The sequence below is a fragment of the Streptomyces sp. NPDC034099 genome (genome assembly GCF_055575415.1).
This window is the reverse complement of record NZ_JBVISR010000011.1, coordinates 166,060-179,007: the sequence shown is the minus strand read 5'-3', so window position 1 is coordinate 179,007 and position 12,948 is coordinate 166,060. Positions and strand designations below refer to the sequence as shown.

Below are 12,948 nucleotides of genomic sequence, written 5' to 3'. Positions count from 1 at the left end.
CAGACATTCGGTTAGAAGCTATCACGAACATTATCTGGAAGAATGCGCCCATGGCCGACCTCGACGCCCTGCGCACCCGCTTCGCCCACGCCCTGGCGGGAGCCACCGCCCCCGGCGCCACCCCCGCCGACCCCGCGCCGTACGCCGACGACCTGCTCGCCCGCTGGCAGGAGCCCCAGCGGCGCTACCACACCCTGGCGCACCTCACCGCGGTCCTGGACCGCGTCGACGTCCTGGCGGAGCACGCCGACGACGTGGACCTCGTACGTCTCGCCGCGTGGTTCCACGACGCCGTCTACCGGCCCGACCGGTCCGAGAACGAGGAGCGCTCGGCCCGTCTCGCCGAGCGCGCGCTCCCCGAGGCCGGGGTGTCCGCGGCGAAGACCGCCGAGGTGGCCCGGCTGGTGCGGCTCACCGTCACCCACGCTCCGGACGGCGACGACCGCGACGGGCAGGTGCTGTGCGACGCGGACCTGGCGGTCCTCGCCTCGCCGCCGTCGGCGTACGCGGCGTACACGGCGGCCGTCCGCGAGGAGTACCACTTCGTGCCGAACGCGGCCTTCCGCGAGGGCCGGGCGGCGGTCCTGCGCCAGCTCCTCGGCCTGCCCACCCTGTTCCACACTCCGCACGGGCGGCGGGAGTGGGAGGCGACCGCCCGCCACAACCTCACCGGCGAGCTGGAAATGCTGTCGCTCCCGGACACCCCGGACGCCTAGCCTGCCCGGCATGCGATGCATGGGTGGGGACCAGGTGGAAGAGGCCGTGGCGGACGCCGTCGCGCTGCTGCGGACGGCGACGGACCGGGACTGGGAGACGACGCGGGCCGGACGGCCGGAGTGGAGCTGCCGGTACACGGCCGAGCACGTCGCGGGCGTCCTCCTCGCCTACGCGGGCCAGCTGGCCGGGCGTGCCACCGAGGCGTGGGTGCCCTTCGAGATCACCCTCGACGAGGGCACCGGCAACGAGGACGTGCTCCAGGTCGTCGAGACGGCCGGCGCGCTGCTCGCCGCCACCCTGCGCACCACCCCGCGCGAGGTCCGGGCCTTCCACCCGTACCCCTTCCGCAGCGCGGACCGCGAGGGCTTCGCGGCGATGGGGGTCACCGAGGTGTTCCTGCACACGCACGACCTCGCCGAAGGTCTCGGGCTGAGCTACGAACCGCCCGCCGAGCGGTGTGCGGACCTCCTCGCCCGGCTCTTCCCGCACGTCCGGCCCGACACCGACCCCTGGCGCACCCTGCTGTGGGCCACCGGACGCGGCGACCTGCCCGGACGGGCCCCGGTCACCGAGTGGCGCTGGCGCAACAACCTGGTGATCCCGGCCGAGCGGCTCACCCTCCAGGGCCTCACGCCCGCCGCCGCCACCGACCTCGCCGCGGGCGGCGACGGCGGCTTCGCGTGGATCGACGGCGGGCCCTTCCAGGGCACCCGGGACGCCGCCGGAATGCTGGTGAAGGCCTACGAGACGGGGGTCCACCGCCCGGTGTGGGGGGTCTTCGTCCTCGTCCGGCGCGAGGACGGGCGCGCGGTCGGCGGCATCGGCTTCCACGGGGTGCCGGACGAGAAGGGCCGGGTGGAGATCGGCTACGACCTCGCCGAGGCGGCCCGGGGCAACGGCTACGCGACCGAGGGGCTGTGCGCGCTGTCCGCGTGGGCGCTGGCGCGGGAGACGGTGACGTCCGTGCGCGCGACGACCGAGCCGGAGAACACCGCGTCGCAGGCCGTCATCGCCCGCGCCGGGTTCGTCCGGATCGCCGGGGAGCCCTCCGAGGGCGGCGAGGGCGCCGGGCAGTTCGCCTACGAGCTGCGCGGCTGAGCACCCGGGGCGCCGCGCGAGGTCCCCTTGCGGCGCCGCAGTCCCGCCCCGTGCAGCAGCCGCACCACCTCGCGGCTGCTGACCTCCAGCGCCCCGGCGGACACCGCGTCGGCGTACCGGTGGGCGGGCAGGTCGTAGTGGTCGCGTTCGAAGGCGCGCCGCGGCACGCCCAGGGCCTCGGCGAAGGCGTGCAGTTCGGCGTAGGAGACGTCGCTGACCAGGTGGGACCAGAGACGGCCGTGGCCCGGCCAGGTCGGCGGGTCGATGTACAGGGTCACCGGAGCGTCCTCACGAGGAGGCACCGCCGGTGGCCGCGCCCAGCGAGCCGACGGCCGCGACCTTCACGCCCGCCTTGCCGCACACCCAGTGCGGGTCCGGACCCAGTTCGGGCTCGACGTCCAGCGCGTGCGGGTCGCCGGAGCCGCACACCGGGCACAGCGGCCAGCGCCCGTACCGCTCCAGCAGGGCGTCCTGCACGTCCTGGGCGACCAGCCCGGCCACGAACTCCGCGCCCTCGGGCCACTGCTCGACCCACCAGCGCCGCTGCACGACGGACTCCTCGACCAGCGAGACGACGTCCGGTTCGGCGACCTCGCCCGCCACCAGGTCGGCGAGCACGAGGGCGCGCGCGGCGTGCAGCGCCTGCTCCAGGGGGCTGATGGGGTTCATGCACCCATTGTGCGCACTCTTGACCCGCGGACTGAAACGAAAATATCTTTCATGAGTGACCGATGAAGTGAAGGAAACTTTCGTGAACGCTTCCGGGGCCCGCCGTGCCACCGGAGGCGGGAGCGCACCACCCGCACCACCCGCACCGCCCGCGCCCGCCGCCCTCGCGGCCAAGGTCCGCACCCTGGCGCCGTCGATGACCCGGTCCATGCAGCGGGTCGCCGAGGCCGTCGCGGGCGACCCGGCCGGCTGCGCGGCCCTCACGGTCACCGGTCTGGCCGAGCTGACCGGCACCAGCGAGGCGACCGTCGTACGCACCGCCCGGCTGCTCGGCTATCCCGGCTACCGCGACCTGCGCCTCGCGCTCGCCGGGCTGGCCGCCCAGCAGCAGTCCGGCCGCGCCCCCGCCATCACCACGGACATCGCGGTCGACGACCCGATCGCCGACGTGGTCGCCAAACTGGCCTACGACGAGCAGCAGACCCTCGCGGACACCGCCGCCGGACTGGACACCGTCCAGCTCGGCGCGGCCGTCGCCGCACTGGCCGCCGCCCGGCGCACCGACGTGTACGGCATCGGCGCCTCCAACCTGGTCGCCCAGGATCTCACCCAGAAGATGCTGCGCATAGGGCTCATAGCCCACGCCCCGGGCGACCCGCACCTCGCCGTCACCAACGCGGTGCAGCTGCGCGCGGGGGACGTGGCCCTGGCGATCACGCACTCCGGTTCGACGGGGGACGTCATCGAACCGCTCCGGGTCGCCTTCGAGCGGGGCGCGACGACCATCGCCATCACCGGCCGCCCCGACAGTTCCGTCACCCAGTACGCCGACCATGTGCTGACCACGTCCACCTCCCGGGAGAGCGAGCTGCGGCCGGCGGCGATGTCGTCGCGGACCAGCCAGCTGCTGGTGGTGGACTGCCTGTTCGTGGGGGTGGCGCAGCGGATCTACGAATCGGCCGCGCCGGCTCTGGCGGCGTCCTATGAGGCGTTGGCGCATCGGCACGGGGCGCTCCGCGCGGACCGCAGTAGGTAATCACCGTGCACGGCTGCGGGTTCGTCGTGGCTGGTCGCGCAGTTCCCCGCGCCCCTGGGAACCTCGCACTACCCGGCATCTACAAGTCACTGGAAAGAGCCATACCCTCATGACCTCCACCCCCCATCACCCCGATCTGCGTTCCCAGTTGGAGTCGTTGACCACCGAGGCGTTTCGGCCGGAGCTGGCCGAGATCGATCAGTTGCCGACGCTCGACATCGCGCGGCTGATGAACGGCGAGGACGCCACCGTGCCCGCCGCCGTCGCCGCGCGACTGCCCGAGATCGCCGCCGCCATCGACGCCGTGGCCGCCCGGATGGCGCGCGGCGGACGGCTGGTCTACGCGGGCGCCGGTACGGCCGGCCGGCTGGGTGTGCTGGACGCCTCGGAGTGCCCGCCCACCTTCAACACCACCCCCGGGCAGGTCGTCGGCCTGATCGCGGGCGGCCCGGACGCCATGGTCACCTCCATCGAGGGCGCCGAGGACTCCCCCGAGCTGGCCCGCGCCGACCTGGACGCCCTCGGGCTGACCGCCGGCGACACGGTGGTCGGCGTCTCCGCCTCGGGCCGCACCCCGTACGCCGTCGGCGCCGTCGAGTACGCTCGCTCGCTCGGTGCCCTGACCGTCGGCCTCGCCTGCAACGGGGGCAGCGCCCTGGCCGCCGCCGCCGAGCACGGCATCGAGGTGGTCACCGGGCCCGAGCTGCTCACCGGCTCGACGCGGCTGAAGGCGGGCACGGCGCAGAAGCTGGTCCTGAACATGCTGTCGACGATCACGATGATCCGGCTCGGCAAGACGTACGGGAACCTGATGGTGGACGTCCGCGCCTCCAACGAGAAGCTGCGGGCCCGCTCGCGCCGCATCGTCGCGCTCGCCACCGGTGCCGCCGACGTCGACATCGAGCGTGCCCTGACGGCGACCGACGGCGAGGTCAAGCACGCGATCCTGGTCCTGCTGGCCGACGTGGACGGTCCGACGGCCGCCCGGCTGCTGGCGGAGTCCGGCGGTCACCTGCGGGCGGCGCTGGCGGCGGCGCTCGGCTGACCGGTCCGCCGCCTCCGGTCCGGCCGGGGGCCCGGGGCGGTCCGCGCCGTGTGCGATTCTGAAGGACATGAACCACGCCCAGCTGACCGCCCTGGGCCGCGCCCTGCGCCTCCTCGGTGAGCACGGCGAGGCCCTGACCGCCGACACCCCGGAGGCCAAGCTGCACGAGGTCCGCGCGGACCTGAAGCGTGCGCTGGACCAGCTGGAGGAGAGCGTCACGACGGCGGCCCCCAGCACCCGCTGCCCGGAGCACCCGAACGGGCCGGTCGACAAGGCCGCCCCCGACCTGTGCCTGCTGTGCGAGACCCGCCGCCGCACGGCCCGCCGCGCCGAGTACAACGGCGGACCGCTGCCGGCCCGCCCCGCCGAGCCGGTCCAGTCCCGCTACGGCGTACGGGGGGACCGGCCGCAGCCCCAGCAGCGCTGGCTGCCCGAGCAGTGGACCGGCCAGGCGTGGCAGCTGTGCGGCACCCCGCGCCGCGACCGCCGCGAGGCCGAGCTGTACATCGCGGCCCAACTGCGCGGACCGCACGCGGCGATGGCGTACCGCCTCGTCCACGAGTTCACGGACTACGAGGTGCTGCGGGTGTGGGGCACGCCGGTACGGGTGGACATCGAGCCGATGGGCGGCCTCTGACATGGTGAGACGCAACGACCAGCGCCGCGCGGCCCTCGTCGACGCCGCGATCGAGGTGCTGGCCGCGCAGGGCGCCCGGGGGCTGACCTTCCGGGCGGTGGACACGGAGGCCGCCGTCCCGGCCGGCACCGCGTCCAACTACTTCGCCAACCGCGACGACCTGCTCACCCAGGCGGGCGCCCGCGTCTACGAGCGGCTGCGCCCCGACGAGGCCACCCTCGCCCGCCAGCGCACGGCCGGCCGCGACCGCGACACCTACGTGCGGCTGATGCGGGAACTGGTCGATCGCATCGCCTCGTTCCGCACCGGCTACCTCGCCCTGCTGGAGCTGCGCCTGGAGGCCACCCGGCGCCCCGGTCTGCGCGCGGTGCTGACCGAACGCGTCCGCGAGGACGTCGCCGCCAACGTCGCCTACCACGAGGCGTCCGGCCTCCCCGGCGACGCCATGGCCGTCAAGCTGCTCATCCTCGCCCTGAACTGGCTGATCGTCGAACAGCTCACGCTGCCGGACGTGTTCACCGAGGAGGAGCGGGACCAGCTGGTGACGGCGGCGGTCGAGCGCATCGTGGTCACGGACTGACCGGACCGGGGCTGAGCCCTCCGCCGGGTCAGATCTGGTTCTCGCCGCCGTCGACGTACCAGTTGGCGCCGAGGACGAAGCTGCTCTGGTCGGAGGCGAGGAAGGCCACCACCGCGGCGACCTCCTCGGGGCGGCCCATCCGGCCGATCGCGGTGTCCCCGGCGAGCTTCGTGTGCACGGTGGGCGCGTTCGACTCGCCGAAGAGGTTGATGATCCCGGGGGTGTCGACCGGTCCCGGGGAGATCGCGTTGACCCGGACGCCACGCCCCTGGAGTTCGTTGGCCCAGCCCCGCGCGAAGCTCCGGACGGCGGCCTTGGACGCGGCGTACAGGCTGAATGCCTCCGTGCCGTTGTCGGCGGCGGTGGAGGCGTTGAGGATCACCGAGGCACCGTCGTTGAGCAGCGGCAGCGCCTTCTGCACGGTGAAGAGGGTGCCCCGCACGTTGACGCCGAGGGTCTCGTCGATCTGCTCCTCGGTGATCTCCTCCAGCGGCGCCAGCGAAGCGGTCGCCGCGTTGGCGAAGACCACGTCGAGCCCCCGGCCGCGGGCGCGGACCGCGTCGTAGAGCCGGTCCAGGTCGGCCGGGTCCGAGACGTCACCGGCCACGGCCGTGACCCGGTCCGCGCCGATGGTCTCCACGGCCGCGTCCAGCGCGGCCTTGCGCCGCCCGGTGATGAACACGTGCGCGCCCTCGTCCGCCAGCCGCACCGCGCTGGCCAGGCCGATCCCCGTGCTGCCGCCGGTGACGACGGCGGTCCTGCCTTCGAGCTGTCCCATGGTGAAAGACCTCCAGAGATTCCGTACCGATCGGTACTGAAGTCGACCGTAGCACATCTGTACCGGTCGATACGGAAGACGTAGACTGGGGTCCATGGAGACGCGACAGAAGACCTCGATCGGCCGGCCGAGGGGCTTCGACGCCGACGAGGCGCTGGAGAAGGCCATGCGGGTCTTCTGGGAGCAGGGCTACGAGGGCGCCAGCCTCACCGACCTGACCAGCGCCATGGGCATCACCCGCACCAGCATGTACGCGGCCTTCGGCAACAAGGAGGACCTGTTCCGCAAGGCGCTCGAACGCTACGAGGAAGGCCCCGCCTCCTACGTCGCCCGCGCCCTGCGCAGGCCCACCGCCCGCGAGGTGGCCACCGCGTTCCTGAACGGCGCCGTGGAGGTCAGCACCCGCCCCGACTGCCCGACCGGATGCCTGGGCGTCCAGGGCTCCCTCGCCGCCGGGGAGACGGGACGCTCCGCCCGGGACCTGCTCGCCGAGTGGCGCGAAGGGGGCGTCGCCCAGCTCCGCGACCGGTTCCGGCAGGCCGTCGACGAGGGGGACCTGCCGCCCGGCACCGACCCGCTGCACATCGCCCGCTACCTGATGACCTTCGCCAACGGCATCTCCGTACAGGCCACCGGGGGCGCCACTCGGGAAGACCTCCGTCGGGTGGCCGAGACCGCCCTGCGCAACTGGCCGCCCGCGTGATCCGTCAGGGGCTGACGGGGCCGGCCGCCGCCAGGGCCTCCGCCACCGCCTGCCGCAGTGCACGGCCGGTGATCCAGCGGTTTTCCCCGCCGGTCAGGGAGGCCGCGGCACGACCCACCCATTCCGGGTCGCCGAGGAGCTGGAGCCTTCCCTCATCGGTGAGCTGCCGCAGCAGTGCCTCCAGCCGGAGCGCGTCAACCGCCCGGTAAGGGCGCGCGTGCTGGTCGAAGCGCAGTTGGTGGTCCTCGTAGGGGTGGCGCAGTGTCATGTGCAACCAGCCGCCGTCACGCGTGGCGACCATGCCCCTCAGTGTGTACAGGCCCCTGTCGTTCGTGTTCCAGGGGTGCTTGCCCCAGGTGATCCTGACGCCGTTCATGATCCTCGACCAGGGGACCAATCGCCCCTCGGAGCCCGGCTCGTGCTGGTGGAGCCCTTCCGGACGGAACTCCACCCAGTGGGCTTCAGGCCGCGTGGCGTCCCCGACCCGCCAACGGCCGTCGGTCAGTTCCAGCGGTCCCAGAGACACACGGTCCTCCCCCTGCGGTCATTGAACCACCCGTTCACCGCTGCGCCCCCGGGGCGACCCCAGGGGCGCCCACTGTCCTGGTGCGCCCCGCGCAGCCGCGCCCTCAACACCTTCCAGGCCGAGGCCTGGTCGGTCTTCGTCGACGGGATCAGGCGCGGCGGCGTTTCAGGCCGAGGCGGGCGGTGACGGCGGCCAGCCCGGCCACGCCGTACGCCAGCCACCAGCCCCCGGTCCGGTAGCCGTCCGCCGCCCCTTCCTCCTGCGCCTTCCTCTGCTGCTCGTACGTCCGCGTGCCCGCCGACCGGCCGTCGGTGAAGTCGTACAGGTCGCACGTCTCGCCCGGCTTCATGGGCCCGGAGCGCTCCGCGTCCCCGTACTCCTCGATGATGCCGTCGCACCGGGGCGTGCCATCGGCGGTCACCGCCTCGGTGAGGAAGTACGCGCCGACGACGACCGGGACGAGGAACAGGCCCAGCAGGAGACCCCGGAAGCTCACGCCTCCGGTCCCACCAGCGGCAATGCCGTGAACTCGTAGCCCTCCCACAGGCGGCGGGACGTCTCCTCCGGGTACGGCGCGACGGTCGGCTCCGCGTCGAACACCCGCACGAGGCGCCGCTGCGCGTCGTATCCGGGCCAGCCGGGGTCGCCGGTGCGGGCGAACGCCGTCCAGGAGGCGCGGAAGCCGGACGACAGGGCCAGCGCCTCCTCGGACGGCTCCTCGCCGCCGAACTGAAGCAGCGCCAGGTCGGCCTGGAAGGTGCCGAAGAGGAGCGCGATGTCCAGGGCGTGACAGGCACCCAGGGCGCCGTCGAAGGCCGGGGCGGGCCAGGTGAGTTCGTAGACGTGGGCCCGGCCGCCGCCCGCGAGCTGGGCCTCGGCCAGGTGGAGGGACGGCATGGCGAACAGCCAGTCGGTCTGGACGTGTTCGTAGAGGTCGTTCGCGGACGCGCCCGGGAACGCCGCGCGGTAGGCCGCCTCGCCGTCCGGGGCGTACAGGCGCAGGGCGGCGCTCGCGCGCTCTTCGCCGATCTCGCCGAGCTTGCCCGCCATCATCGTGAACAGGCGGTTCTCGTCGCGGTTGTGACCAGCCATCAGCTCGATGCCGCGGGCCGCGCCGGACGCCAGCGCCTGCCACGGCGTGGTCGGCAGGAACTCGCCGTCCACAACGGGTGCGTACGGGGTGAGCGTGGGCGCCGCCTGGCCCCAGCGGGCGACGTTGCCCGGCATCTTCGGGGTGAGGGCCTGGCCGGCCTCGACGAGCCGGCCCGGGGCGATGCCCGAGAGGTCGGCGACGGTCGGGCGCAGGCCCAGCTCGGCGGCGAGGGCGGTACCGATGTCGGCGGCGAGTTCCGGGGAGAAGAACGTGCCCGGCACGCTCTGGGCGACGGCCCGCCGGAAGAGTCCGGCCGCGCGGGGCATCGCCAGCAGGGACGCCACGGAACCGGCGCCGGCCGACTCGCCGAAGACCGTGACCTGGTCGGGGTCGCCGCCGAACGCGGCGATGTTCTCCTGCACCCAGACCAGCGCGGCCACCTGGTCGAGCAGGCCCCGGTTGGCGGGGGCGTCCTCGATGTGGGCGAAACCCTCCATGCCGACGCGGTAGTTGAGGGTGACGACGACGAGGTCGCCTTCGGCGGCGATGCGGCGGGCGTCGTAGGCGGGGTTGCCGGAGTGGCCGAGTTTGTAGGCGCCGCCGTAGATCCAGACCATGACCGGGCGGTGGGCGGCCGGGTCGGGGGCGGGCGTCCAGACGTTGACCGTCAGCCAGTCGTCGCCCCCGGGGACGTCCGGAGGACCGGCGGTGCCCGCGGCGCCGAGGTCCTGCGGGGGCGGCGGGCCGAAGGCGTACGCGTCGCGGGTGCCGTCCCAGGGGCGGGGGCGGCGCGGGGCGGCGAACCGGGCGTCCCCCACCGGGGGTTGGGCGAAGGGGATGCCGCGGAAGACGGCCAGGCCGCCCTCGGTCCGGCCGCGCACCGCACCGGAGGAGGTGCGCACCACGGGTTCCACTGACTCGGCAGGTCCAGGGATCGTCATCCCACGGACCCTACGCCGTGGCGCGCACCGTGCCCGGGCGAGGGTCCGGTCAGCTCAGGGTCTTGATCGCCGCCGCGTCGTACGGGGCGAGCGCGTCGAAGCGGCCGGTGAGGACCTTCTCGGCCCACTGCGGGTCCTGGAGCAGCGCGCGGCCGACGGCGACGAGGTCGAACTCGTCGCGCTCCATGCGGTCGAGGAGGTTGTCGAGGCTGCCGATCGGGGCGCCCTCGCCCTGGAAGGACTTGGTGAAGTCCCCGTCGAGACCGACCGAGCCGACGGTGATGGCGGTCTTGCCGGTGAGCTTCTTGGTCCAGCCGGCCAGGTTGAGGTCCGAGTCCTCGAACTCGGGCAGCCAGTAGCGGCGGGTGGAGGCGTGGAAGGCGTCGACACCGGCCGAGGCGAGCGGGGCGAGGATGGCCTCCAGCTCCTCCGGGGTCTCGGCGAGGCGGGCGTCGTAGGCGTCCTGCTTCCACTGGGAGTAGCGGAAGATCACGGGGAAGTCGGCGGAGACGGTCTCCCGTACGGCGGCCACGATCTCGGCGGCGAACCTGGTCCGGGCCACCGGGTCGCCGCCGTAGGCGTCGGTGCGCCGGTTGGTGCCGGACCACAGGAACTGGTCGACGAGGTAGCCGTGGGCGCCGTGGATCTCCACGCCGTCGAAGCCGATGCGCTCGGCGGCCGCGGCGGACTCGGCGAAGGCGCCGATGACGTCGTCCAGGTCGCGCTGGGTCATCGCGGTGCCGGTGGGCTCGTCCTCGCCGATGCGCAGGCCCGACGGGCCGACGGCGGGAGCCTCCGGGAAGGGCTGCTCCCCGGCCTTGCGGACCATGCCGATGTGCCACAGCTGCGGCACGATCGTGCCGCCCGCCGCGTGCACCGCCTCGGCGACCTTCGCCCATCCGGCGAGCTGCTCCTCGCCGTGGAAGCGCGGGACGCGGTCGCTCTGCCCGGCCGAGTCGTGGCCGACGTAGGTGCCCTCGGTGACGATCAGTCCTACTCCGGCGGCGGCGCGGCGGGAGTAGTACGAGACCACGTCCTCGCCGGGGACGCCGCCCGGGGAGAACATCCGGGTCATCGGCGCCATCGCGATGCGGTTGGGCACGGTGAGGCCGTTGATGGTGGCCGGGCGGGCGAGGAGTTGAGCGGCGCGGGTGGCGGCCTCGGCGGGGGTGACGGTCACGTGGGGGCTCCTGAGATGGGTACCGGTCAGTATGTGCGCGCGCATTCATCGCACTCCAACGGGAACCGGCCCACCCCGCCGGACCATTCCGCCCGGCGCCCCGATGTGACGCTGGCCATAGCGGAAGGGGGCGAGGGGCGGCAAGAACGAGGGCAAACGCCCGAGGGCGGCACCCCCCTCTCGGGGAATGCCGCCCTCGGTCCGTACGGGACGGTCGATCAACCGGAACCGGTCGATCAGAAGTCCATGTCACCGCCCGGCATGCCGCCCGGGGCGCCCGCCGCGGCGGCCTTCTCGGGCTTGTCGGCGATGACGGCCTCGGTGGTGAGGAACAGCGCGGCGATGGAGGCGGCGTTCTGCAGAGCAGAGCGGGTCACCTTCGCCGGGTCGATGATGCCCTCGGCGATCATGTCGACGTACTCACCGGTCGCGGCGTTCAGGCCGTGGCCGACGGTCAGGTTGCGGACCTTCTCCACGACGACGCCGCCCTCGAGACCACCGTTGACGGCGATCTGCTTCAGCGGGGCCTCCAGGGCGAGCTTCACGGCGTTGGCGCCGGTCGCCTCGTCACCCGACAGCTCCAGCTTCTCGAAGACCTGGGAGGCCTGGAGCAGGGCCACGCCACCACCGGCGACGATGCCCTCCTCGACGGCCGCCTTCGCGTTGCGAACGGCGTCCTCGATGCGGTGCTTGCGCTCCTTGAGCTCGACCTCGGTGGCGGCACCGGCCTTGATGACGGCCACGCCGCCGGCCAGCTTCGCCAGGCGCTCCTGGAGCTTCTCGCGGTCGTAGTCCGAGTCGCTGTTCTCGATCTCGGCGCGGATCTGGTTGACGCGGCCCTGGACCTGGTCGGCCGAGCCGGCGCCGTCCACGATCGTGGTCTCGTCCTTGGTGATGACGACCTTGCGCGCGCTGCCCAGCAGGTCCAGCGTGGCGTTCTCCAGCTTGAGGCCGACCTCCTCGGAGATGACCTCGCCGCCCGTGAGGATGGCGATGTCGCCGAGCATGGCCTTGCGGCGGTCGCCGAAGCCCGGGGCCTTGACGGCGACGGACTTGAAGGTGCCGCGGATCTTGTTGACGACCAGGGTCGACAGGGCCTCGCCCTCGACGTCCTCGGCGATGATCAGCAGCGGCTTGCCCGACTGCATGACCTTCTCCAGGAGCGGCAGCAGGTCCTTGACGTTGCCGATCTTGGAGTTGGCGATCAGGATGTACGGGTCGTCGAGCGACGCCTCCATACGCTCCATGTCGGTGGCGAAGTACGCCGAGATGTAGCCCTTGTCGAAGCGCATACCCTCGGTGAGCTCCAGCTCCAGACCGAAGGTCTGGGACTCCTCGACGGTGATGACGCCTTCCTTGCCGACCTTGTCCATGGCCTCGGCGATCAGCTCGCCGATCTGGGTGTCGGCGGCGGAGATGGAGGCCGTGGAGGCGATCTGCTCCTTGGTCTCGACGTCCTTGGCCTGCTCCAGCAGGGCGGCGGAGACGGCCTCGACGGCCTTCTCGATGCCGCGCTTCAGGGCCATCGGGTTGGCGCCGGCCGCGACGTTGCGCAGGCCTTCCTTGACCAGGGCCTGGGCGAGAACGGTCGCGGTGGTCGTACCGTCACCGGCGACGTCGTCCGTCTTCTTGGCGACTTCCTTGACCAGCTCGGCGCCGATCTTCTCGTACGGGTCCTCGAGCTCGATCTCCTTGGCGATGGAGACACCATCGTTGGTGATCGTGGGGGCGCCCCACTTCTTCTCGAGGACGACGTTGCGGCCCTTGGGGCCGAGCGTCACCTTGACGGCGTCCGCGAGCTGGTTCATGCCGCGCTCGAGGCCGCGCCGTGCCTCCTCGTCGAACGCGATGATCTTGGCCATGTGAAGTGGTCCCTCCAGGACTGGGGGTGATTCCTTCGGACCGCGCCCGCGCCCGCGACGGACGGCTCGCCTGCCGTGTGGTT

The 12,948-nt window shown here is 73.0% G+C and carries 15 protein-coding genes; 7 read left to right on the top strand and 8 right to left on the bottom strand.

Annotation, left to right across the window (positions count from 1 at the left end; all coding sequences use genetic code 11):
- Positions 1–50: 50 nt before the first annotated feature.
- Together ACZ56V_RS29085 and ACZ56V_RS29080 are read left to right on the top strand one after the other, a co-directional pair.
- Positions 51–716 (top strand): hypothetical protein, encoded by a 666-nt coding sequence (locus ACZ56V_RS29085; protein WP_398914552.1) that lies wholly within the window; start codon positions 51–53, stop codon positions 714–716.
- Positions 717–726: 10 nt separating this feature from the next.
- The gene (locus ACZ56V_RS29080) at positions 727–1,815 is read left to right on the top strand and encodes a GNAT family N-acetyltransferase (RefSeq protein WP_468946316.1); all 1,089 of its coding nucleotides are present in this window, start codon (positions 727–729) and stop codon (positions 1,813–1,815) included.
- On the opposite strand, the gene ACZ56V_RS29075 is transcribed toward ACZ56V_RS29080, so the two are convergent.
- Positions 1,797–2,093 carry a DUF4031 domain-containing protein gene (locus ACZ56V_RS29075; RefSeq protein WP_398914548.1) on the bottom strand — a complete coding sequence of 99 codons (297 nt, stop codon included), beginning with the start codon at positions 2,091–2,093 and terminating at the stop codon, positions 1,797–1,799. The genes ACZ56V_RS29080 and ACZ56V_RS29075 overlap by 19 nt on opposite strands.
- 10 nt (positions 2,094–2,103) lie before the next feature.
- Positions 2,104–2,484, bottom strand: a complete 381-nt coding sequence (locus ACZ56V_RS29070; protein ID WP_356359536.1) for a hypothetical protein — start codon at positions 2,482–2,484, stop codon at positions 2,104–2,106.
- A 55-nt stretch (positions 2,485–2,539) separates the two neighbouring features.
- Between ACZ56V_RS29070 and ACZ56V_RS29065 the strand changes: the two genes are divergently transcribed.
- The 4 genes from ACZ56V_RS29065 to ACZ56V_RS29050 all read left to right on the top strand — a co-directional run bounded on the left by ACZ56V_RS29065 (position 2,540) and on the right by ACZ56V_RS29050 (position 5,782).
- Positions 2,540–3,520 (top strand): MurR/RpiR family transcriptional regulator, encoded by a 981-nt coding sequence (locus ACZ56V_RS29065; RefSeq protein ID WP_398914546.1) that lies wholly within the window; start codon positions 2,540–2,542, stop codon positions 3,518–3,520.
- A 109-nt stretch (positions 3,521–3,629) separates the two neighbouring features.
- Positions 3,630–4,565, top strand: a complete 936-nt coding sequence (gene murQ / locus ACZ56V_RS29060) for an N-acetylmuramic acid 6-phosphate etherase (RefSeq protein ID WP_467379520.1) — start codon at positions 3,630–3,632, stop codon at positions 4,563–4,565.
- Positions 4,566–4,632: 67 nt separating this feature from the next.
- Positions 4,633–5,202 (top strand): hypothetical protein, encoded by a 570-nt coding sequence (locus tag ACZ56V_RS29055; RefSeq protein ID WP_356359542.1) that lies wholly within the window; start codon positions 4,633–4,635, stop codon positions 5,200–5,202.
- A 1-nt stretch (position 5,203) separates the two neighbouring features.
- On the top strand, positions 5,204–5,782 hold the full coding sequence (locus ACZ56V_RS29050; RefSeq protein WP_468946312.1) for a TetR/AcrR family transcriptional regulator: 579 nt from the start codon (positions 5,204–5,206) through the stop codon (positions 5,780–5,782).
- A gap of 28 nt (positions 5,783–5,810) precedes the next feature.
- Here the strand turns inward: ACZ56V_RS29050 and ACZ56V_RS29045 are convergent, their stop codons facing one another.
- Entirely contained in the window at positions 5,811–6,560 is a 750-nt protein-coding gene (locus ACZ56V_RS29045; RefSeq protein ID WP_362420316.1) for an SDR family NAD(P)-dependent oxidoreductase, read from the bottom strand.
- A 94-nt stretch (positions 6,561–6,654) separates the two neighbouring features.
- Here ACZ56V_RS29045 and ACZ56V_RS29040 point away from each other — a divergent pair, with 94 nt between their 5' ends.
- On the top strand, positions 6,655–7,263 hold the full coding sequence (locus tag ACZ56V_RS29040; RefSeq protein WP_468946308.1) for a TetR/AcrR family transcriptional regulator: 609 nt from the start codon (positions 6,655–6,657) through the stop codon (positions 7,261–7,263).
- Between the two features lie 4 nt (positions 7,264–7,267).
- On the opposite strand, the gene ACZ56V_RS29035 is transcribed toward ACZ56V_RS29040, so the two are convergent.
- The 5 genes from ACZ56V_RS29035 to groL all read right to left on the bottom strand — a co-directional run bounded on the left by ACZ56V_RS29035 (position 7,268) and on the right by groL (position 12,865).
- Complete coding sequence (locus tag ACZ56V_RS29035) at positions 7,268–7,789, bottom strand: hypothetical protein (RefSeq protein WP_398914538.1); 522 nt, start codon at positions 7,787–7,789, stop codon at positions 7,268–7,270.
- A gap of 148 nt (positions 7,790–7,937) precedes the next feature.
- Positions 7,938–8,285: a hypothetical protein gene (locus tag ACZ56V_RS29030; RefSeq protein WP_398914536.1), complete on the bottom strand. Its 348-nt coding sequence runs from the start codon at positions 8,283–8,285 to the stop codon at positions 7,938–7,940.
- Complete coding sequence (locus ACZ56V_RS29025) at positions 8,282–9,823, bottom strand: carboxylesterase/lipase family protein (RefSeq protein ID WP_398914534.1); 1,542 nt, start codon at positions 9,821–9,823, stop codon at positions 8,282–8,284. Before ACZ56V_RS29025 ends, ACZ56V_RS29030 begins: the two co-directional genes overlap by 4 nt.
- Before the next feature lie 49 nt (positions 9,824–9,872).
- Positions 9,873–11,003 (bottom strand): NADH:flavin oxidoreductase, encoded by a 1,131-nt coding sequence (locus ACZ56V_RS29020; protein WP_398914532.1) that lies wholly within the window; start codon positions 11,001–11,003, stop codon positions 9,873–9,875.
- A gap of 236 nt (positions 11,004–11,239) precedes the next feature.
- Entirely contained in the window at positions 11,240–12,865 is a 1,626-nt protein-coding gene (gene groL, locus ACZ56V_RS29015) for a chaperonin GroEL (protein ID WP_356359560.1), read from the bottom strand.
- Between the last annotated feature and the right edge of the window lie 83 nt (positions 12,866–12,948).